Here is a 22,701-nt window from a genome sequence, read left to right as displayed (position 1 = left end):
CCTCATGGGCCTCACGGAGTTCAATAGTCACATCGGCCCCTGGGGAGGTGGTATGTGTTTTCAGAGCTGTACTGCGTTTGTTGTACATGCGAAGTACGTCCCGGGAAAACATACCCTCCTCGCCGGCTCAGCGCTACTCCGCCGGCTCAGCGCTACTCCGCCAAAACTGCGCTAGTCCGCCGCAGCTCCCAGCTGCCAGCCGGCCGCGCGCCGTCGATCCTCCCAGAACTTCCGGTACAGTCCGCCGCTTTCCAGCAGCTCCGCGTGGGTGCCCACTTCGCGCACGGTACCGCTCGCGTCGAGTACCACGATCTGGTCCGCGCCCTGCACGGTTTCTAGCTTATGAGCGATGACCAGGACCGTTGCCTCCTGGCGCAGCTGCTGGATGCAGGCGCGGATAGCGGCGGTATTTTCCGGATCGAGGGCTGAGGTGGCTTCGTCGAAAAGCACGATAGGAGCGTGTTTGAGGAGCGCCCGCGCGATGGAAACTCGCTGGCGTTCCCCACCGGAAAGCATCCCGCCGCGTTCGCCGACAGGGCTCTCCCAGCCATCGGGCAACCGTGCGGCAATATCGCTCACGCCGGCCATATCCGCCGCCGCTCGCACTTCGGCATCCGTGGCGCCTTCGCGTCCCACCCGGATATTCGCTTCGAGGGTGTCATCGTAAAGATAAACATCCTGGAACACCATGGACAGTTGCGCCATGAGCTGCGCCGTCGTTTGATCACGCACATCCACCCCGCCAATTTTCACGCTGCCGCCATCCACGTCCCAGAACCGGCACATGAGGCGGAATAGGGTGGATTTGCCAGCCCCGGAGGGCCCCACAATCGCGGTGAGGGTGCCCGGGCGGGCGGTGAAGCTCACGCCGTCCAGCACCGGGGTATCCGCGCGGTACCCGAAACGAACGTCCGTGAGGGCAACTTCGCCGGGCGTGGGAAGGGCGACGTCGCTGGCCGGCTCGCTGGGTACCGGCGCATCAAGCACCTCGCGCATAGAGTCAAGCGGAGTGCGAGCCACTTCCGTTGCCATAACGAAGGAGGTGAAATCCTCCAGATTTCGCATGAACCGCAGCGCCACCCCGAGGAAGGCGAGGGTGGCCGCCGGGTTGAGAAGCCCGCCCGTGCATAGATGCACGGCCAGCGCGATGAGACTGACCACCAGCAGCTGCGCACCCACCCCGGAGAGCAGATTGGCAGCGATGCCCAGCCAGAGCGAACGGCGCTGGGCAGCGAGGTTCGCCCGAACCGCAGCGTGGAGCGGCGCGAAGGTAGCGGCCTGGCCAGTGGCCCGCAGGATGGGCTGGCACCGGGCGTATTCCACAATCCGATCCGCCAGATCGCTTTCGGTGGCGCTGGTGGCCAGTTCGGAGCGGCGTCGTAATACCCGGGCCGCGGCGGCCAACGCGCACAGCAGCGGGAACGCAACCGTGAGGGCAAGCCCCAGTTGCCACTGCCAGATCCACATGCCCACCAGCAGCACCAGCGCGGCGGTGGCATTGCGGATAATCGGGGTGGTGAAATGGGCGATGCCCTGGCCGATAGCCATGAGCCCGTCGGTGACCAGGCGGGAGAGCGTGCCGGCCCAACCGGAGCGGAACCAGCCCAGCGGCAGGCGGGAGAGTTGGTCGCCCAGCAGGCTGAGACTGTGGCGGATCACGTCCATGGCGGCCGTGTAGGCCATCACCGCCTGAACGTAGGCGGTGAGCAGACCGGTGACCGCGAGCGCGGCGAGCACGCTGATCCAGCCGCCCACGCCGAGCCCGAGGGTGGGAGTGCCGGTCGACCAGGTCAGCGCCAGGGGTACCACGGTGAGGAGCGCGAGCCCTTCGATCATCCCGGAGAGGATAACCAAGGCAATGGAGCGGCGATAGTAGCCGTGGCCTTCCTCGGTGAGGACGGAGCCGTAGGCGTGCACCAGGAGCGGATCGGAAAAACGCCCGGCGTGCGTGTGGTCACCGTGTGTGTGGCCGGCGTGCGTGGTGGCTGCGTTTGTGGTGCGCGTGTGCCCGCCGTTCGCGCGTCCGCCGGGTGCAGCAGAATTCTGAGACATCTTCGCGTTAGGCATATTCGCGTCCTTCCATGAGCCGCACCCAGAAGGGATGCGCGGCTACGTCCTCCGGGGTACCCAGGGCGGAAATCCGCCCCTGTTCCAAAATGCACACCTGATCCACCCCGAGTACGGATTCGGCGTGGTGGGCAATCACGAGCACGGTGCGCCCGGCTACCAAACGGTTGAGGGCGCTTTGGATTTCCGCTTCGCATTGGGGGTCGGTGGCTACGGTTGCCTCATCCAAAATGAGCAGATCGGCATCTGCCAGCAGCGCCCGCGCGATAGCTAGGCGCTGGTATTGGCCCCCGGACATCGCGGTATCTTCTCCGAGTACGGTGTCCAAGCCCCGGGGAAGGGCGCAGATATCCTCCCAAATATTGGCGGCACGGGCCGCTTGCTCGATGGCGGCGTCGTCGGCATCGGGCTGCGCGAGGCGAATGTTATCGCGCACGGACATGCGCAGCATTTGCGCGTCTTGCAGCACGAAAGCGACCCGCTTGTAGAGGTCTTTTTCGGAGAGGGTGCGCAGGTCGCGCCCGTCGAGGAGCACCCGCCCGCTATCCGGATCGCGGAAACGCGCGAGCATGGTGGCCAGGGTGGATTTGCCCGAACCGGACGGGCCGAGCAGCGCGGTCACGGTGCCGCGGCGCAGCGTGAGCGAGACACCGTCGAGGGCCTGGATGGTGCGCCCGGCACGCGGATACGAGTAGCGCACGTTGTCGAACACAACGTGCGCGGGTACGACGCCGCCCGCGGCTTCCCCGGTGCTCGCGGCCGTGGGGGCTCCGGCCTGTTGCTCCGCGGCAGCTGGCGCGGTCGCGGACTCGGAGAGCTGGGGCAGCTGCTCCACGCTCGTCACCTCGATAATGCGCAGTGCGGAATTCCCGGCCAGCTGATAGGACCACATGCTGGTAGAGAGGGTGTCGAAGGTGAGTGGCACAATGAGGCCAATAAGGGAGCAGGCGATGACCTCGGGGAGGGTGGCGGCGCCGGCGGCCAGAATCAGCGAGCCGAGCCCCATGTTAACGAGCAGCACCACCGGCGCGGAAATGAAAGACATAGCCAACGCGGAGCCTTTGAGCATCGGCCCGCACCAATCCCAGTAGAAATTCCCGAAATCATCCGCGGCGCGCGCAAAAGCACGATGCGCGTGGCCGACTTTCCCGAAGCTCTTGACCACCTGGATGCCTTCCACGAATTCCACCCCGCGCGCGGCGAGGTAACCAAGCCGGTCATCCATCTCCGCGGTCTTTTCGCCCATGTCCCGCATCATGAACATTTGCGCCGCGAAGTAGAAAGGCAGCGGAATCATGGTGAGAAGCCCGAGGCGCCAATTCACGGTGAAAGCGAAAATAACGAGGGCCAGGGGAGTAGCTACCGCGGCCGTGGTTTCCACCGGGGCGTGCGCCACCAGGGTGTGGAGCGTGGTGGTGTCGGCTTGAATCGCTTTGCGGATCTGCCCGGAGCGCGCCCGGGAGAACCACGAGAGTGGTGCGCGTGAAATCTGCGCGATAATGCGTTCTTGTAGCAGGCCGCGCAGTTTGAGATCCGCGAAATGTGTGATGCTCAGCGCGAGGAAATAGAGGAAGAGCTGGGTGCAAAAAGCCCCGGCGAGAAGTTTGACATTCCAGCTCAGCGCTTCGTTATCTATCGGCGTTCCGGCGCGCCAGGCCGGCAGCAGAATATCGCCGATGCGCACCAGTGCAATAAAAGGCGCCACGGCCACGAGTGAGGAGCACACCGCCATGAAGCGGCCAAGCGCCAGGCGCGGCGCAATCGGTGCCATGAGTTCTTTGAGAGCGCGCTGTCCTTGTGCGCGTTTTTCTTTATACGTATCGACACGCGTGGCGACACCGCCGTTCGGGGCGGTGCCGGCATCTGCGTGGGTGAGTTGAGCCGTCATCCCATTCCTCCGCGAACAGTAGGAGAGGTGCCCCACAGGCGATCCGCGGAGCACCTCCATATTAGGCTTCCCTTACCTCGCGGTAAATAGGACTCAGAAATTACTGTGCGGCTGCGGACCCGGCGCGTGCTCCTGCCCTTTACCGCGCCGCGGCGGGCACCTCCTCATTTTTTGGTACGACGCCGCCGCTACCGGCTTTCGCTTCGCGGGGCCGGGGCGTGCCGGTGTGGTCATCGCGCCAGTTTTTGATGACGGCGGCGAAGACGGTGGCCAGTACCGAGGCGGCAAACCACAACCCGAGCGCGCCTGCATAGGTGCCGATATCAATCGGGCCACCGGCAATCGCGGCCCGCAGGGCGTTGACCGTGTGGGTGACGGGCAGTAGCGGGTGGACGGCCTGGAAGAAGCCCGGGGCGGTTTCCACCGGGTAAATTCCGCCAGCCGCCCCCAGCTGGATCACGATCATGAGAAGCGCGATGAAGCGCCCCGGGGCGCCGAAAAGCGCAATGAGTGCCTGGTTGATCGCGATATACACAATCGAGGAGGTGATGCAGATAGTGAAGGTCGCGCCCGGGTTGATGAGATCCACATTCCCGAAGAAGTGGAGTATTCCTACCAGTAGGCCCGCCTGCACAATTCCCATGAGTGCTCCGGTAGCAACCGAACCGAGCCCGAGCCGCAGCCCGGATACTCGCGCCGTCGCGAGACGGCGCGAGAGAGGTGGCGTCATGAGGTAGAGGCCGATAGCGCCCACCCACATCGCCAGCGCGATGAAGTAACAGGCGACTGCCGCACCAAAATCCCTGACGGGATGGGTGCGAGTGGTGCTCAACTCCACCGGGGCGGCACCTACCCGTTGCATCGTTTCGGATTCGCCCGGGGTGTAGACCGGGATTTTTTCCGCGCCTTCAGAGAGTTTCACTTCTAGAGTGGCGGCGCCTTCGCGCAGGGTGCGCAGGCCATCGCGCAGGGTTTCCTGATTGGTTGCGAGGGCGGTGGCACCGTTGCTCAGCTGGGTGGCCCCGCTGTGGGCGGCACGTGCTCCCGCGGCTAGTTCGGGGGCGCGGGCTGCCAGTTCGTTACTTCCGGTAGCAAGACGCGCGGTCCCTTCCGCGAGACGGGTGGCTCCGGTAGCGGCGCGGGTGCTTCCGGAGGCGAGGGCGTCGAGTTGGCTGGCGAATTCCGCGGTGGCGGCGAGGGCTTGCTGGCCTCCCGCGGCAGCGCGCTGCGCACCCGCGGCCAACTGGGTGGCACCGTCTTTGAGCTGTGCCGCCCCGGCGCTCGCGGCCTGTGCCCCGTTGGCGAGCGCGGTCAATCCGCCGGTTTCGGTGCCTACGCCAGGCACGCCGTTCGCGTCGGTTTCGCTACCCGCACCAGATCCGCTCGCCGTTCCGCTTTCCTCGCCTACGAGGGTGGCGATCCCGCCCTGGAGCTGAGTGGATCCCTCAAGAAGCTGCGCGGTGCCTGCCTGGGCCTCGGCCAGCTTCGCCTTGATTACCTCCGGAGGCAGCACATCGTACATCGCGATGAGGGTGCTCAGGCCGTCATTGAGGGTGCTGATCCCGCTGCTGAGTTTCTCCGATCCGGTGCTCAGCCGCTGCGCTCCGGCAAGAGCCCGGTTAGTGCCCTCCACCAGTGCGGCATTCCCCTCCGCTACTTTCTGACTGCCCGCAGCCAGATCCTGGCTGGCCGCCGCCAAGGTGTCGAGGCCCGTGGCGCTGCGCTCCGCGCCATCCCGGAGCTGGTCGGCCGCAAGGCTCGCGGCACCGGCCCCGCCGGCTATGCGGGAAACTCCCTCAGTCAGGGCACTGGCCCCGCCGGCGGCATCGCTCGCTCCGGCGGCGAGTTGAGCTGCGCCGTCGTTCATACGCCCCGCACCGGAAGCCAAAGTTCCCGTTCCCGCGGCGAGACTCCCGGCGCCCTCGGCCACTTCGCCGGCGCCTTCCGCGAGCCGGGTCGCACCGACGGCCGCATCGTGCAACCCGGTGCCCAGCTCGCCGGCCCCACCCGCCGCGGCTCTCAGCTGCTCGCTCAGCGTCCCGAAGGAGAGGTAAATGCCATCAAGATATTTGGCCGACACTTTCTCCGAAACCGCCGCCGTGGCGGTGGAGGCGATGACACGCCCCACATTGCCGACGATATAGTTGCGGGCATCGTCGGTGACGAAAGAGAGCCGGGCTCGGGTGGCAATCCCCGGGCCGCGCGCTACCGAGGTGGCATCGCTGGAAAACGACGCCGGAATGCTGAGCACCGCGTAGATATCACCGCTGGCTAGTTTCTGCTCGGCCTCCGCTGCCGAGTATTCCTGCCACTGGAAGTTCTGGCGTTCCTCGGTTTCCAGGAGCTTGGCGGTGATGCTCGCGCCCAGGTTCACCTCGGATCCATCCAGCTGTGTGCCGCGATCCTCGTTCACGATCGCGGCCGGGATCTCATTGAGGTTGCCGAGAGGGTCATCGTAGGCGCCGGTGAGAATCAGCGCGTAGATCATCGGAATAATGGCAAGCCCGAACATAATAATCGCCGGGCGGATGCGCTCCCGCCAGCCGCGGGAAGGAACCTGCTGCGGGGTCGGCCGCGTGGTCGGTTGTGCGACAGGCTGCGCGACCGGCGCAATGGTGGTGGCGTGCGGCGCCGTCGCATCTGGCTGCGCGGCGGTGTTTCGTGATTCGCTCATGAGTGTTCTCCGTAGGCGGCGCGGGTAAAACTACCCACTTCGGTGGCAAGGCGGGGAAGGTCAGCCGGGTCGGCGGGTTCTTCGGTCATCCAGTGGAGCACGCGCCAGAGCAGGCCGGCAGCCACCATGGAGGCAAAGTCCATCTCCGCTTTCGAGGGCGGGGGATAGGTGCCGTTCTCCCCTGCGGGCGTGCCGAACATAACGCGCCCGCGGGCGCGAATGGCCGGGGCACTGAGTAGGCGATCACGAATCACCGCGATAATCGGGGCTGCGCTCCCGAGAGCCGCGGAGCTGGTGAGGGTCGCGACAATGAGGTGGCGATGCTCAAGCAGCGTGGTGAGCATGGGGAGCAGTACTTGCCGCTGCACGTCGAGTGATGGTTCTTCCGAGGTTGGCACCGGGGTGGCATCGAAAATTGCATGGAGCCGGGTAAGTACGACGGCGCGCACCAGCTGGCTAATCCCGGAAAAATGCTGGTAGAAGGTGGGGCGGGTAACCCCGGCTTCCCGCGTAATCCAGGAGACGGTGAGATCATCAATCGCCGCGCCGCTATCAATGAGCGCGGCGGCGGCCCGTACCAGTGCATCGTAGGAGCGCCGGGCGCGCGGATCGTCTGCGGCGGGGCCGAGGGGATCGTGCTGGTTTGCGACTGGGCCGAGGGTGCTGTGCTGATTTCCGTTCGGCATTCCGTTCGCACTGCCGTTGGGAGCGTCTGTGTGTACCTCTCTCATGCCGCCTAATTTACACATGTAAAATAGGTGGCGCAAGGGGAGGAGGGGTGGTGGGTGTTTTCCGGGCTGTAGTGCAGATGTCGTACATGCGAAGTACATCTCGGAGAAACACACCCGCCTCCCGCCGGCCCAAGGTAGGCAGGATGGGTCATTCTCAGGCGTCAGTGCTGTAAAAGGTGCATTTTGGACTGTTAGGGCCGCGGAGTGTACGCCACGGACATTAAATCGCGGAAAAACTGTCACCCATGTACATTTTGTTAGCCGGCCGGGTCTCTCCCCCTCAAAGTGCGCGTCCTGGACATTGACTCCTGTCAAGTGCGCGTAAGGAACACGAATTCGCTCTGAAACGGTGCTCTCCCGCGGACTTTGTTTCTGGGCCAGCCCGGCTCCGCCTGACGCCGGCCTGGCACCGGCTTAAATTCACCGAACCCCCGGCCTGTCACTCGGCCGAGGGTCCGGGAGAAAAGCGCGCGGCGGCTCAGGCCAGGTTCAATGCCTGCTCAGCGCCGCGTGCCGGGTGGTCCGGTTCGCGCCGTGCCCGCGCCGCAGCCGCGCCCGCCCCGCGAAGCCCGCGCACGGCGACTCCGCGCGGCGCACAACTAACCGCTTAGAAATGCCAGGCGCGCTCCGGCTCAGTGGACTCGAAAAGCAGCTCGCCGCGCCGGTAGGACGCCAGCACCGGGGCGTGGAAAGCCAGGGCCTCGCGCCAGGACTGCGCCCCCAGCACGATGAAGTTCGCGGGATTACCCACCTTGATGCCGTAATCGGGCAGGTGGAGGGTGCGCGCGCCGTTATGGGTGATGAAGTGATACGAATTGTCGATCTGTGAGGCCCCCATCATCTGGGTCACGTACAGCCCGATGAGGGTCACGTCGCGCAGCGAGCCCGTGCCCAGCGGATTCCACGGATCGACGATATCGTCCTGCCCGAAGGACACGTTGATTCCGGCTTCCGTCAGCTCCTTGACCCGGGTCACCCCGCGGCGCTTCGGGTACGTATCCGTGCGCCCTTGCAGGTGGGTATTGACCATCGGATTGGAGACGAAATTGATTCCGCTCATCTTGAGCAGTCGCAGCAGCCGAATGAAATAGGCATTGTTATACGAATGCATCGCCGTGGTATGCGAGGCCGTCACTTTCTCCCCGATACCCGCCTCATAGGCCCGAGTCGCCAGGGTTTCCAGGCCGCGCGAAGCGCCGTCGTCGATCTCATCACAGTGCACGTCCATGAGGAGGTTGAATTCCTGCGCGAGTCCCACCGCGTAATTCAGCGAGCTCACCGAGTATTCGCGGGTGAATTCGTAATGCGGGATGGCGCCGATGGCGTCCACGCCCAGCTCGGCGGCGGTGCGCAGCAGCTCACGCCCGTGCGGATAGGATTCGATGCCCTCCTGCGGGAACGCCACCAGCTGCAAGGTGACGTGGTCGCGTAATTCCTCGCGCAGTTCGAGCAGGGCGCGCAGCGCGGTGAGATTCGGGTCGTTGATATCCACGTGAGAGCGGATGTACTGGATTCCAAAACGCACCTGCTGGCGGATCGCCCGCATGGCGCGCTCCTTGACGTCCTCCACCGTGAGCTTCGCCTTGCGCTGGGACCATATCTCGATGCCCTCGAAGAGGGTGCCCGATTCGTTGGGGTGCGGATCGCCTTCGGTCATCGTGGTGTCCAGGTGGACGTGTGATTCCACGATGGGGGGCAGGGCGAGGCGCCCGCCGAAGTCACGGACGGTTGCGGCTGGCGCGTGGCTCGGCTGCGCCGTCGTACCGGAAACGGGGGCGGCGGCCGAAACCGCGGGCGTGATCGCGGTGATAGCGCCGTCGGTCACGGTGATATCGGAGAGGTGGTCAGCGTTTTCGATGCGCAGATTCCGGAAAATCTGGGTGCTCACGGGTGCTCCTTTCGAGTTCGTGCGGGTGTTGTGCGTGCGGCGCGGTGAAGGCGACTGCGTTGCAGCGTGGTGCAGCGCAGTGCCGCGCGCGGATGGTTACTTCATTGTTGCGACGACGCCGCGGCCAGCGAAATACACGGCCAGTGCGGCAACGATAGCGTTGAGCGAGGCAATCCCCACCGGGATGGTCCAGCCCACCAGTGCCCCGGCAGCCACCGCGATAACCGCGGGCCAGGCTACCGCGCGGGTCGCTGAGGTATTCGAGGTGTCCGCCGCGGAGATCCGCCCGGTTTCCACGGCCTCCACAATGGCGTGGTAGGCGCGGCGGTTGGCGAAGTAGTCGGCCACCAGCACGGTGCCGATCGGAGGCAGGGTGGCGTTGAGGAAGCTCAGCCAGCCTACGAAGTTGTCGTAGAGCCACAGCGCGCACAGGGTGCCGAGGATTCCGGCGATAATGACCAGCGGCTTCTTGGGACGCTTCGTCATATTCGCGAAGCCCAGGCCGGTGGTGTAGAGAGCGTTGTTATTCGTGGTCCAAATATTCGCGCCCAGCACGATGAGAGCCGGGATGGCCAGCCCCTGGGCGATCATGACGTAGAAGATATCGTCCTTGCCGGTGAAGGCACCGCCCACCGCGCCGAAGGAGAACATGAGGGTATTGCCCAGCAGGAAGGCGATAACCGTGGTGATAACCGCGGATTTAGCGGAGCCGGCGAAGCGGGTGAAGTTCGGGGTGGCCGAGCCGCCCGAGATGAAGGAACCGACCACCAGGCCGACTCCCACCATGACCGGCATGCCGCTGGTGTTTGCGAAGATGCGGGTGAGGCCGCCGCCGTCCACCGTGGCGGTCACCATTGAGTAGGTGCCGAGCCCCGCGATCAGCGGCACGGAGATGAAGGAGACGATCTCGATGGCCTTGATGCCGTAGTAGGCGGAGGCGGTCATGAGACCGCCGGCGATGAGCACAATCGGCCAGGGGCTAATATTGAGGATTTCCGCGGTGGGGATGGCGAACATGGCCACGCCCACACCGAACCAGCCCATCTGGGTGAAGGCGATGAGGAAGGAGGGGAGGAAGGAACCGAAGCGGCCGAAGGAGTGGCGGGCTAGTTCGTCCACGCCCATCCCGGTTTTCGCGCCCACGTAGGCGAGCGCCCCGGTGAAGGTGGCGAGGATTGCGCCGCCGATGGAGATCGCGGCCACGAAGCCGCCCAGGTCTAGGCCGATGCCGAGTTTCGCTCCGACTGACATGGACGCGGAGAAGAAAGTGAAGCCGAGCATAACAAAGCCGACGGCCCAAAAGGAACGTCGGCTTGAAGTGGGAACAACTCCGAATGAGAAATCCTCGTCCGGCCGGTTGTTAACTCCTGCGGAATCAGGAACACCGGAAACGCCGGAACTGGCGGGAACGGTGAGATTCCCATCGATGGGGTGATCAATCGGGCGAGTGGCGGTCGTGGTTGTCGTTTCCGTCACGGACATAAGCGAGCGTGCCTCCGAATTTTCCTGAGCCGTCCTGATTTTGGCTCAAATTGCCAATAGCATATTCCTCTCCCGGGCCGGAGGGAAATTTTTTTGGCGTGAAACGGATCTCAGTCGGATTCTCGCCAATTAAAGGTACGACGACGGCGGGGGTGGTACATCGCGTGCGATGTACCACCCCCGTGGGTGAGGCGCAGGGCGCCTTAGCGCGTGGTGCGGATGCGGCGCCAGGCCAGGATTCCGAGGCCCGCTAGCAGTGCTGTGCCGGCCACGGTTGCTCCGGAACGAGCGTCGCTACCGGTGCGCACAATCCGCGGCGGATTAGCCGGCGGCGTGCTCGGCGGTGTGCTGGCCGGTGGAGTTACCGGCGGCGTGCTCGGAGGCACCGCGGGCGGAACACTCGGCGGTGTCGTTGGTGGCACCGGGGGAGTGGTCGGGGGAGCCGGGGGCGTTGTCGGCGGAGCGGGTGGCTCCGTGGTTGGCGGCACGCTCGGAGTGGGCGGCGTGGTTGGTGGAGTGGGAGGTTCCGTCGTCGGTGGAGTGGTTGGCGGCGTCGGAGGCTCCGTGGTTGGCGGTGGCGGTGTATGAGTATTCGTGATGACGTACCCGCTGGCCGCATCCCCGCTAATCACGGTGGTGTAGCCAGGAACCTGCACTTCGCGTACCGAGTACACCGCCTTGCGGCCCTCGCGGTAAACCGGGAGATCCGTGAAGGTTCCGGCCCATCCGCTCGCTGCGCTTAGCTCCAGGCTCTGACCCACCGGCTGGCCCGCATCCAGGAGTTCCACCGTGACCTTATCGGGGCGCAGGCCGGCAGGCGCGGCGTCGTCGTTCCATTTCTTCGCCACCGAAACCTCGGTGGACATGGTGTTCGTGAGCGCCACCGTGTAGAGCTTCGCGCCGTCGTCCGCCGTGGTGGCGGTGGTGCGCAGCGTGTACGGGGAATTTTCCGCGCCGTGTTCGCGGAATTCGATGGGGAGTTGCTTCCCGGTGGCCGCGTCGACGAGCGTGGTTGGGTTCGGGAAATTCGCGATCTCAGCAGTCCACTGCTGCGCGGCCGTGAGGGTGATTTCCTGGAGTTTGTGCCCGCCCACCAGCACATCCAACGTGATGGACTCGGGGCGAGTGGCGGCGTCGTCGCCCTCCCAGGCCTTCGTGACGCGCAGGGTCCAGATGTCATCCTCGCCGAAAATCAGCTTGCCGTTATTGGTGATGCCGCCGCCGCTAATACCAACATTGGTGGCATTGTTATTTTCGATAATGACGCTGGCCAGTACCCCTGCCAGGGTTTTCGCTTCCGTGCCGGGAACCGACTTAAAGGCTTTATTGTCAGTAATCGGTTGGCCGAAGGGAATCGGGGTGTTTTTCCCGCCTTCCCGGTAGCGCGGCAGCTGCTTTTCCGCGGGCCAATTAGCGTGAATGCCGTAGGCGGAGCCGTCCTGGAACCAGGCGCGCGGGGAACCTCCCAGCATTCGCTCGGTCACAGTAACAGGCTGGCCTTCGGTAGGAGTTGGGTTATTGTACTCGTGTTTGGCCACACTGAAGAAATCATCGCCAGCGCCCCTGTACTGCTTCTCTTTTCCAGCATCGGGCGCGGAGTTGTCGAAAATAGCGACGCCCCGCGTGATATTCATCGTGGTTGTGCCGGTGGGACAGTTCCACAACCCGCCACCCTGGGCGCTCGGCGGGCGGTTTCCGGCTCCAACCAAGAGCATATCCTTGATCTGGTTATTGCGAATAACGGTGTTGTACATCGTGAGCTGCGCCTTGGTGTCATTGTAAATGGCACCGCCGCCCCAGAAATCTTGAGCGGTATTATCGCGGATGAGCGCCGCATTAATAACGGCCTGGGTAGTACCTCCGAAGGAAATGCCGCCGCCGGATTTCAGTGCGGTGTTCTCGGTAACGGTCAGCCCGGAAATCGAGACGTTAGCATTGCGGATATTGAGGCCGCCACCGAAACCGTTGGCAGTGTTACCCGAGATAGTACCGCCCGTGAATGTTGCCTTGCCGCCGTCGATAAGAATACCGCCGCCTGCGCCGTTGTATTCACCGTTGGAATTCCCGCGTACTTCGCCTCCGCTCATGGTGAAGGGGGATTGCATCAGAGCCATGGCGCCGCCCATTTCAGTGGCGTTTTCGCTCAGGGTGCCGCCGCTCAGTTCCACCGTGGCACCTTCGGTGAAGACCGCCCCGCCAAAACCGCTGTACTTCGGGTGGCTGACGATGTTCTTGCTCAGGGTGCCCCCGCTGATAACGAGCTTTGCTGGCTGCTCCGCACTGCCCCATACCCCGATAGCGCCGCCGAGTTGCAGGCCGGAATTCTCGGTGATGGTGCCGCCACTCACGTTGATGGTTCCGCCGTAAGCGGTAATCGGTGCATAGTTTTTGGCGACGACGCCGCTCGGCCCGAGCGTGCCACCCTGCGGCGCACTGGAATTACGCGAGAAATCAGCGGTGCCACTGATATTCAGTTCCCCGCCCTTGACGAAAATAACCGGGCCGGTCAGGGCGGTATCGTGGATCGAGCCGGCGCTCACCGCGAGCGTGCCCTCCACCACGAATTGCGTGCGGGTAAACGACGGGCCGGCAAGGGTGAGAGAACCACCCTTGTCCACCTGGATCGCGGGCAGATCCGCACCGGTCACCTCACCGCTGCCGGTGAGGGTGAGCTGGGTTCCGGCCGGGATCCGTAGCACCGGCGCGTCCGCGGTGAGAGTGAACTTAGTGGAAAGAGCCGCGCTTACAGCACCCGATTGGGAAGCGGTGGTGACCAGTTCGTCCCACGTGGATGGAGTGGCCGAACCGGGCTCCCCGAGCGCGGCTGGTAGCGGCGCAATCACCGCTAATAGGCCGATAATAAGGGCGCTCAGTGCGCCGGAGAGTTTTCTGACCACGATTTGCCTCCTTTGGAGTGGTCATAAAAACGCCGTCATTCGCGTTCTTAATAAAAACTATACATTCCTCAGAATACTCTTCCGTTAGGTGCCGTGTTGGCCCATCACGGGCGCTGTGGCGCGCATCGCGGCGCCCGCGTTTCAAACCGTCCTATTGACCAAGGCTCAGATAGCGCTACAGTTAATCCCCGAAAGTTCAAGTTAGGGTGCCCTAATCTGCCCCTGATTCGTTCTCACTACTTCGTTCAGGAGTGACTCACCGTGAAAACTAAAGACTTTATAAATATTGGCGTTTTTACCGCCATCTACTTCGTTGTTCTTTTCGGCTTCGGGATGCTGGGTGTCATCAACCCGGCGATGATGTTCGTGGGCTACGCGCTGGGGATTATCGCCAACGGCGTCGTCGTTTTCCTCTTCAAAGCACGCGCCCCGAAATTCGGCACCCTCGGGCTTATGGCGCTGCTCGTGGGCGCGCTTATGGTGCTCACCGGCCACCCGTGGGTGACCGTGCTGCTCACCTTCGGCCTGGGGCTGCTGGGCGATTACCTCTTCACCCGCGGCAAGCGTTACCTCAAGATCCTCGGCTATGCCCTGATGTCGCTGTGGTACGTCGCCCCGTGGTTCCCGGTTCTCACCGACGCCGAAGGTTACTACCAGTACATCGCCGGCTCCATGGGCACCGAGTACGCCGACGGCCTGCGCTGGTTCCTCTCCCCGACCATGATCGCCATCTGGGGCGTGGCCGTGTTCGTGCTCGGAATCATCGGCGGTTTCTTCGGCGATTCGGTGCTGCGCCGCCATTTCCGCAGCTCCGGTATCGCACGCTAGCTGCGAGGTCCCGGTGGATTCCACAATTTTTAACGACGACGCCGCGGGCCCGCGTGCTCGCGGCCCGCTCGCTTCCCCTACCGGCGTGCCAGCGCAGCCCGGCAGCAGTGCGCCCGGCAGCGGCGTGCCCGCGGTTCTTGACGCCGGCGCGATTCTCAGCTTGGATGAGCGCCGGCGCTGGCGCCCGGACCCGCGCACCGTCCTCCTCCTGGTGCTGGTGGGCAATGCGCTGGTGATGACGCGCGGCAGTTTCCTGCTCGCGGTCGTTGTGGTGCTGGTGGCCGCGCTCGCGCTCGTGAGTAACGGGCGGGTGAAACTGGCCCTCGGCGTGATCCTTGTGGAATCCTTCTGGCTGTTCCTTATTTTCCTCCCGAGCCTGATCGGGGCCTCCGCCTTGGGTGCCTTTTTCGTGGCCTTCGGGTTCTGGATGTTCAAATTATGCGCGGCGGCCGCCCTGGCCGGATATGCCCTCACGGTGCTGGTGCCCGGCGAGCTGGTGGCCGCGCTGCGCGCCCTGCGTATCCCGGTGGCGGTGACCGCGCCGGTCACGGTGCTGCTGCGTTTCTTGCCGATCGTGGTCTCGGAATACCGGGCGGTGCGCGAGGCGATGGCGCTGCGCGGCTTGGCCATGGGCTGGAGCGCCGTGTTCCACCCGCTGCGCTACCTGGAATTTATCCTGGTGCCGCTGCTTTCCTCCTGCGCCCGCATTGCCGATGATATGACGGCCGCGGGAACCCTGCGCGGCCTCGGCTCGCGCACCCGCCCCACCTCGCTGCATCGCCTGCGTTTCTCCTGGGTGGATGCGCTGTGGCTCGCGGTTATCGCGGCCCTCATCGTAGCGCGTTACTACCTCGTCAATATCAGCTTCACCCCGGGAGGAGTGCGATGAGCACGCCCGATCAGCAAGCCCCCGCCACCTACCTGCGCGGCGTCACCTTCACCTACCAGAGCGATCCCGAGCTACCCACCACCGAGTGCGGCGTGCGCGATATTGACCTCGACTTCCCGGAAGGCTCGTGCACCCTCATCACCGGGCCGTCCGGTTCCGGGAAATCCACGATCCTCAAACTCCTCAACGGCCTCATCCCCGAGCTGTATCCCGGCGAGCTGCACGGCGAGGTTCGCCTGGCAGGGCTGAGCACCACCGCCACTCCGATTCAGGAGCTCGGGCGCGCGGCCGGCACTGTCTTCCAAAACCCGCGCGCGCAATTCTTCACCGCGAAAGTCCTTGAGGAGCTCGCTTTCGCCGGCGAAAACGCCGGGGACGCCCCCGAAATCATCGCCGAACGCATCGCCCACGCTGCCACCACCTGGAATATTGAGCGTTTCCTCCCGCGCCGCCTCGCCCAGCTTTCCGGAGGCGAATTGCAATTGGTGGCGAGCGCCGCCGCGCTGGTCGGCCCGCACCGGATCCTCCTTTTCGACGAACCAACCTCCAACCTCAGCCCGGAGATGGTCGGGCATTTCGCGCAGGTCGTAGGCGCCCTCAAAGCCCGTGGCTGGACCACGATCATCGCCGAGCACCGCCTCTACCCGCTGCGTGGCGTAGCGGACCGCGTCGTCGTGATGCACGGCGGGCGCATTACCGGGCGCTACGCCGCCGCGGATTTCTTCCCGATGGACGAAACCGAACGCATCGGCCTGGGCCTGCGGACCTTGCGGGTACCCGAACGTGCGCCGCGCGTGCCCGCTACCGCGCATAAGGGCGACGACGCCGGCGCATCGGCCAGCGCGCCCACCGCCCCGGGCGTGGTGGCCGAGTCGGTGCGCTTTGCGTACGGCCCCCACGAGGTGCTTAATCTGGAGCGGGTGGAGCTCCCGGCGGGGCAGGTCACCGCGCTGACGGGCCCCAACGGGGCTGGCAAAACCACCCTGGCGCGGGTGCTCATCGGCCTGGCTCACCCGGAATCGGGCGCGCGGATTTCCTTCGGCGGGAAAGTGTGCCGGGGGCGCGAGCGGCTGCGCCACTCCAGCTTGGTCATGCAGGATGTCACCCGCCAGCTTTTCGCGGAAACCGTGCGCGGGGAAGTGGCGCTGGGGAATGCCGGGGTGAGCGAGGAACGCATCGAGCAGGTCTTGGCCGACCTCGGATTAGGCGAGGTGGCGGACCGGCATCCGGCTACCCTATCGGGCGGGCAGAAGCAGCGCCTCGTCGTCGCCAATGCAACGGTGGCACATGCCGACTTTTATGTCTTTGACGAACCGACCTCCGGGGTGGATTATCGGCACCTCCGCTCCATCTCCACTCACATCCGCGCGCTTGCAGCGCGCGGAGCCACGGTGCTGGTGATTAGCCACGATCCGGAATTCATTAACGAGGTGGCCGATAATGAGCTGCATCTGGAGCCGCGCGATCCGGAAAGTGGAACGCAGCGCGCCGAACTATTCGGCCTGCTAAAGTGACGGGTATGGATACGGGTTGTGCAAAGCTTGCGGCGCTGGGCGCCGGCTGGCGTCGATGGCGCGCCTAATTTTTCTTCCCCGCACACGCGTGCTTCGCGCGTACGTGCCCCTAGGGATCAACGTCACCCCATAATCAAGACCACCGCGCTGTTATCACAAAGGATAATTATGCAATTTTACCCTGCCCTCGCTGAGCTGAGCGCCCTCGGATCCGAGTACCGCGTTGCGCCCGTCGCCACCGAAATTCTTTCCGATTCCCTCACGCCCGTCACCGCTCTGAAAATCCTCAAAAACGTTTCCGATCACGTCTATATGCTCGAATCGGCCGGCCAGGATCAGACCTGGGGGCGTTACACGTTCCTCGGCTACGATCCGAAACTTGAAATTACCGCTGTGGACGGGCAGGTGCGGATTAATGATCAGCCGGCCGCCTATGATTCCCCTTCGGATGCGATCCGCGAGGTGCTCGCCCGCTACCGCAGCCCGAAAATCCCGGGGATGCCGCCCTTCGCCGGCGGGCTGGTGGGATATTTTTCCTATGACTACGTGAAATATGCCGAACCGACCCTGCGCCTCGATGCCCCGAACGAGGAAGGCTTTAATGATGTCGATCTTATGCTTTTCGACACCGTTATTGCCTTCGATAACTTCCGCCAAAAAATCATATTAATCAAGGTGGTGGGCCTCGATAACCTGGAGGAAGAATATCCGCGGGCTACCGAAGAATTACGCGAACTGGCCCAGCTGCTCCTGCACGGCGAGCCGGTGGCGGATACTACCGGGCGCCTGACCGGGCCAATCACCCCGGTGCTTAATGAGGCGGAGTTCGTGGCGATGGTGGAGCGCGCCAAGCACTATATTCACGAAGGTGATATTTTCCAGATCGTGCTTTCTAATTGCTTGCGCGCGGAATTCACAGGTTCCCTAATTGATACTTATCGGGTGTTACGTACTATTAATCCTTCCCCGTATATGTTCTATTTCAGCGGGCACAATATTGAGGTGGCGGGGGCCTCCCCGGAAACCCTGGTGAAATTGGAGGACGGCACCCTCTTCACTTTCCCGTTGGCTGGCACCCGCCCGCGCGGGGCCACTCCCGCGGAGGATGCTCGCCTAGAAGAAGAACTGCTGGCCGACCCGAAGGAACTGGCCGAACATAATATGCTCGTGGATTTGGGGCGTAATGATATCGGGCGCCTGGCGCAATTCGGCACCGTGAACGTGGATCGCTTCCATGACGTGGTGCGTTTCTCCCACGTTATGCATATTGGTTCCACGGTGAGCGGGAAAATTCGCCCCGAGTGCGATGCCCTGGATGCCGTTGCTTCGATTCTGCCCGCGGGTACCCTGAGCGGGGCACCGAAGATCCGCGCCTGCCAGCTCATTAATGACCTCGAAGGCAATAAACGTGGTATTTATGGCGGGGCCATCGGCTACCTCGATTTTTCGGGGAACCTCGATACCTGCATCGGTATCCGCATCGCCTACAAGATCGGGAACACGGTCTACGCGCGCAGCGGCGCGGGTATCGTCCAAGATTCCGTTGCCGCCACCGAATACCAAGAAACCCTAAATAAGGCCGCGGCCGTCCTGGAAGCTTTGCGCGACGCCGCCCAGTTGGAGGAATGCTCATGATCCTCATCATTGATAACTACGATTCTTTCACCTACAACCTGGTGCAGCTGGTCGGATCTTTCCGCCCGGATGTCAAGGTGGTCCGCAATGATGCCCTGAGCGTAGCGGAGATTGATGCACTGGCCCCGGATGGCATTATTATTTCCCCCGGCCCGGGCTTCCCTCGCGATGCCGGTGTATCCATGCCGCTGGTGGAGCAACTGGCTGGAAAATACCCCATCCTCGGGGTGTGCCTGGGCCACCAGGCGATCTGCGAGGCCTTCGGCGCTACCGTGACCTACGCGGCCGAGGTGGTGCACGGCATCGCCCGGCCTGCGCGCATGGATACTTCGAGCACCCTCTTCGCGGGGTGCGAGGATGAAGAAATGGTGGCTCGCTACCATTCCCTCGCGGTGCGCGACGATACCCTAGGCGATGATCTGGCCGTGACCTCGCGCTGCGTGGGGGACGGGGAGGTCATGGCGGTGGAGCACCGCAGCTTCCCGGTCTTCGGGGTGCAATTCCATCCCGAATCGATCCTCACCCCCTGTGGGCGCACGATCATGAAGAATTTCCTCGCGCGCTGCCGGTAGCTGCGTCGTCGTACCCCTATGGTGGTACGACGGCGCGCATTAGAATCGCGGCATGACTAACGAAGCGTCTGCACCCGCGCAGCTCCCCATGCCTGAGCGGCCGTTATTGCGAGCCCGCGGGGTCGGCGCGGCTGCCGTGCTGGTGCTTTCCTGGGCGGTCATTGTGTGGACTGTGCGTCAGTCCCTGGTGCTGAACTCGTACGCAGATGGCGCTTGGTGTAGCTGGAATGCGACACGGCAGTGCCGGGTAGCTCCTTTTCCTTGGGATTATTTGCTTATTATGCTGGCCGGGATCGCGGTGGGGATAGGTGCTTGGATTGCTCTGGGGCGTTCGCTGCCGCGGGCTTCGAGTAAGTTTGGCGGTGCCCGCGGCCCGCGCAAGCAGGTACGTTACCTGGCGATAGCGGTGGAAGTGCTCGGCGCGCTCGCGGTGGTGGCGGTGGCAATATTCGGAAGCCTGGCCGCGCTCTTCGGTGGTGTGCCTGAGGGAGCCGTGGCCGGGGTGGGTCTGCTCGGCTTCGGAACTGGAATGCTCTTTTCCCTTACCCTCGCGGTGGGAACGGGTGCTTGCCGTGCGGCGTGGATGAGCGGCGGGGCGGTGGCTGTGGCCGGGGCTGGCGCGGGCGTGTTGATGGCTCCTAGCCTGATCACTGCGGGTCCCCTGGGCTTGATCATGGTGGTTATCGTTTCTTATGGGGTGATGTTGGGTGGTCTTGTTTTTGCGCGTGAAAACTGCCGGATAGAAGTCGATAAGGCGGCCGGAAACGCTGGCGGACCGGCTGGCGGATCACCGGGTTTTCTCCTGAAACTTAGCCTGGGCGTCACCGCCGTGGCGGTGGTGCTTTCCGCCTTAGGCTGGTGGCTGCTCCCTTCGCCGGCGGATCGCACCTATGTGAAGGGCGAGTCGGTAACGTTCCCGCGAGAAGTGGAAGATTCCCGGGATTCTTCTGGGGCGTCCGTACCGCGAACTACGCCTACGGGGGAGGTTTCGCCCGCGCCGGAACCTTCGCCTATTTCTGGAGTGCCGTCCAGGTCTGCACGAGATCCGCGCCCGGGCGCAATTTCGGCGCCGTGTACGTCCGCGCAGGTGGATATGAGCCGGAGCTCAGTGGATGGCGCTCTTGGTGCGCGGCAGGTGCGAATCACGCTCACCAATCGCGGCGCGACCGCGTGCTCGGTGCGGGGCATGACCGGGGTGTGGCTCTCCGATGCGGGAAGCCAGAGCGATAGCCTTCCCGGCACCGAGCTCGCGACTACCGAGCTCAGAACCACGGAAATCACCGGCGCGGACTCCAGCGCCTACGAGCGTGGAGTTGAGCTTCCTCCGGGGGACAGTGCCACGATGGAGATTGAATGGCGGGTAAGTAACTCCGGGGATGCTGGTGAGCAGCAGCTCTTAGGACTCCAACTGAGTCCTGATGGTGAAGTGATTCCCGTACCCGCGCGGAAAGGCGAGGAGACGTGGTTCGATGGCGATATTACGCTGCCCATCCGGGTAGGGGCCTGGCACTAACGCAATTATTCTTATTGGTGTGCTACTTGGACTGGGCTACCCAATCGGAGAGGTAATTGGCCTGGTGCGCGAGACCTAGCGTGCCAATAAAAACCCGGAAGAGAAGCCGGGAAAACAGGCCAGATTTGCCAAGACTCGCGGTGAAGGTGACGAAGCAACCTTCACCGGTAGCACTCGATACGGCTTCCGGATCGTCTTCCGCAAGCACAGCCAAGCGGCGGGAGTGTTTTTCGGAAGCTTTGCGCGGCCTGGACAAATCGTGCGGTTCGGAAAGCTCCCATACCGTGGGCTGACCTTCTGATCCCGCGTAACGAAGTCTCCAGCGAGCTCCTGTTGAGGAAGCATCGGTAAAACTAGCGGAGTCGAATTCTGGGGAAAGCGCGTATTCACGGATTTTACGGGCGTTGGTTGGCAGGTAGATGCGCAGCCGCGCGGTGCGCTTCACCCGGCGTGGCTGCGTGAGGGGTTTAGCTGTATCAAGCGTGGCGATGAGCTGCTCGATGTCGATTCCAGCGCGCTCCACAATCGTACGGCACGCAGCCTCATCGCGAAGCAAACGGATAGCTACGCCGCAGTGATAATCATGGCCCGGGAATTTCCCACTGAGGAATTTCCGCAGGTCTGCAGGTGGAGCGAGCTCAGCGGCGTCGTCGAAAATCTCAACGCGGGTGCGTTCACGTAACTGCACGGGCGGTAACCCAAATTCTTCGAGGCGTTCCGCGTGGAGCTGGTCAACGTGCTCACGCGCAACACGTAGCGTGAGGCCGGCGCGGGCGCAGACGCGGCTAGCGCTGCCTCCGCTGGCTAGCAGAGCGAGGAAAACATCGACGAGGCTGATCTCGTCACGCCAGGCGCGGCGTGCTTCGAAAGCGGAATTCTGGATGAGCTGCAGGGCAGCGGCGGCAGGCAGTTTCATGACGGGTTCCTTAGATCGCGCGGCAGCCCCGCCGCGTATTTGCGATGGGCTGATTGCTTGGTTACCTCCAGGCAACGGCCAATATCGCTCCAGGACATGCCCGCGCGTACCGCTTCCTCGACGTAGTACTTCGTGATGCGATCAGCCTCCACCCGCATGGCATGGGCGGCGCGCAGCTTCTCCGCAATCACCGCTGGATCTGCCGGAAGAGCGGCCACGGAATCATCCGCGTCCGCCCGCGCGCTTTGCTGAGACTTCACCTTCACGCCGTCAGTATATGCTGACGAACTTCCGTGAGGCAAGGTAGCATTACGTCCGCAGTGCGGAGGGCTGGAGTGTGAATGCAGCTGTGAATGCAACGCTCCCCGGGAACGGTCGATATTTCGGCCACTCCCGGGGAGCGTTAGTTGTTGTTTCGGTGTGATCGTGCGATCACGTTCCCGAAACTTTTTTAGCGGCGACGACGCCCAGCAGCCAGGGCCCCACCGGCAGCCACCGCGGCGGCCGCAGCTAAGAGCCCAAGCGTCACATCAGCACCGGTGTGCTGCAGCTTCTTGACCTTCTTGACCTTGGCGGGCTTGGAAGCGTCCGGCTTGTCACCCTTATTACCCTTGTCGGCATCACCGTTATCGGCCGAGGTGAGCAGCTTTACGGTCTTGTCGGCCGGGATTTGGCTCGTGGAACCATCCGGGAACGTTACCGTGACGGTTCCATCCTTGCTGACGGTGATCTGTGTGTTCTCGGGGAGATCCGGGTTGGCCTTCTTGACCTTGTCCTTGACCTGTTCACGTTCCTGATCGGTGAGGTTGGTCAGGTCCACAACTCCAGTGAGCTCGGGATCCTTGAGGGTGATCTTCTCGTTGTCCTTGAGCTTGCGGACGGTCTTGTCGGCCGGGATCTGGGTCTCAGAGCCATCCGGGAAGGTAACCGTGACGGTCCCGTCCTTGCCGACGGTGACCTGGGTGTTCTCGGGGAGATCCGGGTTGGCCTTCTTGACCTTGTCCTTGACCTGCTCCTGCTCTTCGGGCGTGAGGTTGTTCGGGTCAACCACACCGGTTACTTCGGGGTCGTTGATCTTGTTCTTCTCATTGTCTTTGAGCTGGCGAACCGTCTTCTCAGCAGGGATCTGGGTCTCAGAGCCATCCGGGAAGGTAACCGTGACGGTCCCGTCCTTGCCGACGGTGACCTGGGTGTTTTCGGGCAGGTC

Annotated in this window: 16 protein-coding genes; 6 read left to right on the top strand and 10 right to left on the bottom strand. The window is 63.5% G+C overall.

What is annotated here, in order from left to right:
• Positions 1-171: 171 nt before the first annotated feature.
• The 7 genes from AC5RK6_RS04760 to AC5RK6_RS04730 form a co-directional block, all read right to left on the bottom strand.
• Positions 172-2,067 carry an ABC transporter ATP-binding protein gene (locus AC5RK6_RS04760; protein WP_284905923.1) on the bottom strand — a complete coding sequence of 632 codons (1,896 nt, stop codon included), beginning with the start codon at positions 2,065-2,067 and terminating at the stop codon, positions 172-174.
• Positions 2,060-3,955, bottom strand: coding sequence for an ABC transporter ATP-binding protein (locus AC5RK6_RS04755; protein WP_435730962.1), 1,896 nt, complete (start codon positions 3,953-3,955; stop codon positions 2,060-2,062). The genes AC5RK6_RS04760 and AC5RK6_RS04755 overlap by 8 nt, the downstream gene beginning before the upstream one ends.
• Before the next feature lie 139 nt (positions 3,956-4,094).
• Positions 4,095-6,629: a YhgE/Pip domain-containing protein gene (locus AC5RK6_RS04750; RefSeq protein ID WP_435729264.1), complete on the bottom strand. Its 2,535-nt coding sequence runs from the start codon at positions 6,627-6,629 to the stop codon at positions 4,095-4,097.
• The gene (locus AC5RK6_RS04745; RefSeq protein WP_435729263.1) at positions 6,626-7,360 is read right to left on the bottom strand and encodes a TetR/AcrR family transcriptional regulator; all 735 of its coding nucleotides are present in this window, start codon (positions 7,358-7,360) and stop codon (positions 6,626-6,628) included. The genes AC5RK6_RS04750 and AC5RK6_RS04745 overlap by 4 nt, the downstream gene beginning before the upstream one ends.
• Positions 7,361-7,967: 607 nt before the next feature.
• Positions 7,968-9,248 (bottom strand): cytosine deaminase, encoded by a 1,281-nt coding sequence (gene codA, locus AC5RK6_RS04740; RefSeq protein WP_435730961.1) that lies wholly within the window; start codon positions 9,246-9,248, stop codon positions 7,968-7,970.
• Between the two features lie 96 nt (positions 9,249-9,344).
• On the bottom strand, positions 9,345-10,730 hold the full coding sequence (codB, locus tag AC5RK6_RS04735; RefSeq protein ID WP_435729234.1) for a cytosine permease: 1,386 nt from the start codon (positions 10,728-10,730) through the stop codon (positions 9,345-9,347).
• Between the two features lie 203 nt (positions 10,731-10,933).
• Positions 10,934-13,627, bottom strand: coding sequence for a Cna B-type domain-containing protein (locus tag AC5RK6_RS04730; protein WP_435729235.1), 2,694 nt, complete (start codon positions 13,625-13,627; stop codon positions 10,934-10,936).
• A gap of 261 nt (positions 13,628-13,888) precedes the next feature.
• Between AC5RK6_RS04730 and AC5RK6_RS04725 the strand changes: the two genes are divergently transcribed.
• The 6 genes from AC5RK6_RS04725 (at position 13,889) to AC5RK6_RS04700 (ending at position 20,578) form a co-directional block, all read left to right on the top strand.
• Positions 13,889-14,455 (top strand): MptD family putative ECF transporter S component, encoded by a 567-nt coding sequence (locus tag AC5RK6_RS04725; protein WP_284883563.1) that lies wholly within the window; start codon positions 13,889-13,891, stop codon positions 14,453-14,455.
• Between the two features lie 13 nt (positions 14,456-14,468).
• Positions 14,469-15,344: an energy-coupling factor transporter transmembrane component T family protein gene (locus AC5RK6_RS04720; RefSeq protein WP_284883565.1), complete on the top strand. Its 876-nt coding sequence runs from the start codon at positions 14,469-14,471 to the stop codon at positions 15,342-15,344.
• The gene (locus AC5RK6_RS04715; RefSeq protein ID WP_435730960.1) at positions 15,341-16,858 is read left to right on the top strand and encodes an ABC transporter ATP-binding protein; all 1,518 of its coding nucleotides are present in this window, start codon (positions 15,341-15,343) and stop codon (positions 16,856-16,858) included. Before AC5RK6_RS04720 ends, AC5RK6_RS04715 begins: the two co-directional genes overlap by 4 nt.
• A gap of 168 nt (positions 16,859-17,026) precedes the next feature.
• Complete coding sequence (locus AC5RK6_RS04710) at positions 17,027-18,493, top strand: anthranilate synthase component I family protein (RefSeq protein WP_435730959.1); 1,467 nt, start codon at positions 17,027-17,029, stop codon at positions 18,491-18,493.
• On the top strand, positions 18,490-19,065 hold the full coding sequence (locus tag AC5RK6_RS04705; protein WP_320758194.1) for an anthranilate synthase component II: 576 nt from the start codon (positions 18,490-18,492) through the stop codon (positions 19,063-19,065). The genes AC5RK6_RS04710 and AC5RK6_RS04705 overlap by 4 nt, the downstream gene beginning before the upstream one ends.
• Positions 19,066-19,117: 52 nt before the next feature.
• A complete protein-coding gene (locus AC5RK6_RS04700) occupies positions 19,118-20,578 on the top strand; it encodes a DUF4232 domain-containing protein (protein ID WP_320758193.1) in 1,461 nt (486 codons plus the stop codon).
• Positions 20,579-20,600: 22 nt separating this feature from the next.
• Here AC5RK6_RS04700 and AC5RK6_RS04695 read toward each other — a convergent pair whose 3' ends face one another.
• The 3 genes from AC5RK6_RS04695 to AC5RK6_RS04685 all read right to left on the bottom strand — a co-directional run.
• Entirely contained in the window at positions 20,601-21,494 is an 894-nt protein-coding gene (locus tag AC5RK6_RS04695; RefSeq protein ID WP_320758192.1) for a hypothetical protein, read from the bottom strand.
• Positions 21,491-21,760, bottom strand: a complete 270-nt coding sequence (locus AC5RK6_RS04690; protein ID WP_320758191.1) for a hypothetical protein — start codon at positions 21,758-21,760, stop codon at positions 21,491-21,493. Before AC5RK6_RS04690 ends, AC5RK6_RS04695 begins: the two co-directional genes overlap by 4 nt.
• A 185-nt stretch (positions 21,761-21,945) precedes the next feature.
• Positions 21,946-22,701 (bottom strand): MiiA motif-containing surface protein (locus AC5RK6_RS04685; protein ID WP_493926371.1); only part of this gene is annotated, 756 nt, incomplete at its 5' end.

The sequence above is a fragment of the Actinotignum sp. usb-actsch-213 genome, from assembly GCF_059085665.1.
The sequence above is the reverse complement of the archived record's forward strand: the minus strand, read 5'-3'. Positions and strand labels throughout refer to the sequence as shown.

What these genes read in the sequence shown, in the direction of transcription:
- AC5RK6_RS04750 (WP_435729264.1), bottom strand. Translation starts at nt 6,629, where the DNA reads ATGAGCGAATCACGAAACACCGCCGCGCAGCCAGATGCGACGGCGCCG.
- AC5RK6_RS04705 (WP_320758194.1), top strand. Translation starts at nt 18,490, where the DNA reads ATGATCCTCATCATTGATAACTACGATTCTTTCACCTACAACCTGGTG.
- AC5RK6_RS04710 (WP_435730959.1), top strand. Translation starts at nt 17,027, where the DNA reads ATGCAATTTTACCCTGCCCTCGCTGAGCTGAGCGCCCTCGGATCCGAG.
- AC5RK6_RS04755 (WP_435730962.1), bottom strand. Translation starts at nt 3,955, where the DNA reads ATGACGGCTCAACTCACCCACGCAGATGCCGGCACCGCCCCGAACGGC.
- AC5RK6_RS04695 (WP_320758192.1), bottom strand. Translation starts at nt 21,494, where the DNA reads ATGAAACTGCCTGCCGCCGCTGCCCTGCAGCTCATCCAGAATTCCGCT.
- AC5RK6_RS04700 (WP_320758193.1), top strand. Translation starts at nt 19,118, where the DNA reads ATGACTAACGAAGCGTCTGCACCCGCGCAGCTCCCCATGCCTGAGCGG.
- AC5RK6_RS04715 (WP_435730960.1), top strand. Translation starts at nt 15,341, where the DNA reads ATGAGCACGCCCGATCAGCAAGCCCCCGCCACCTACCTGCGCGGCGTC.
- codB (WP_435729234.1), bottom strand. Translation starts at nt 10,730, where the DNA reads ATGTCCGTGACGGAAACGACAACCACGACCGCCACTCGCCCGATTGAT.
- AC5RK6_RS04745 (WP_435729263.1), bottom strand. Translation starts at nt 7,360, where the DNA reads ATGAGAGAGGTACACACAGACGCTCCCAACGGCAGTGCGAACGGAATG.
- AC5RK6_RS04760 (WP_284905923.1), bottom strand. Translation starts at nt 2,067, where the DNA reads ATGCCTAACGCGAAGATGTCTCAGAATTCTGCTGCACCCGGCGGACGC.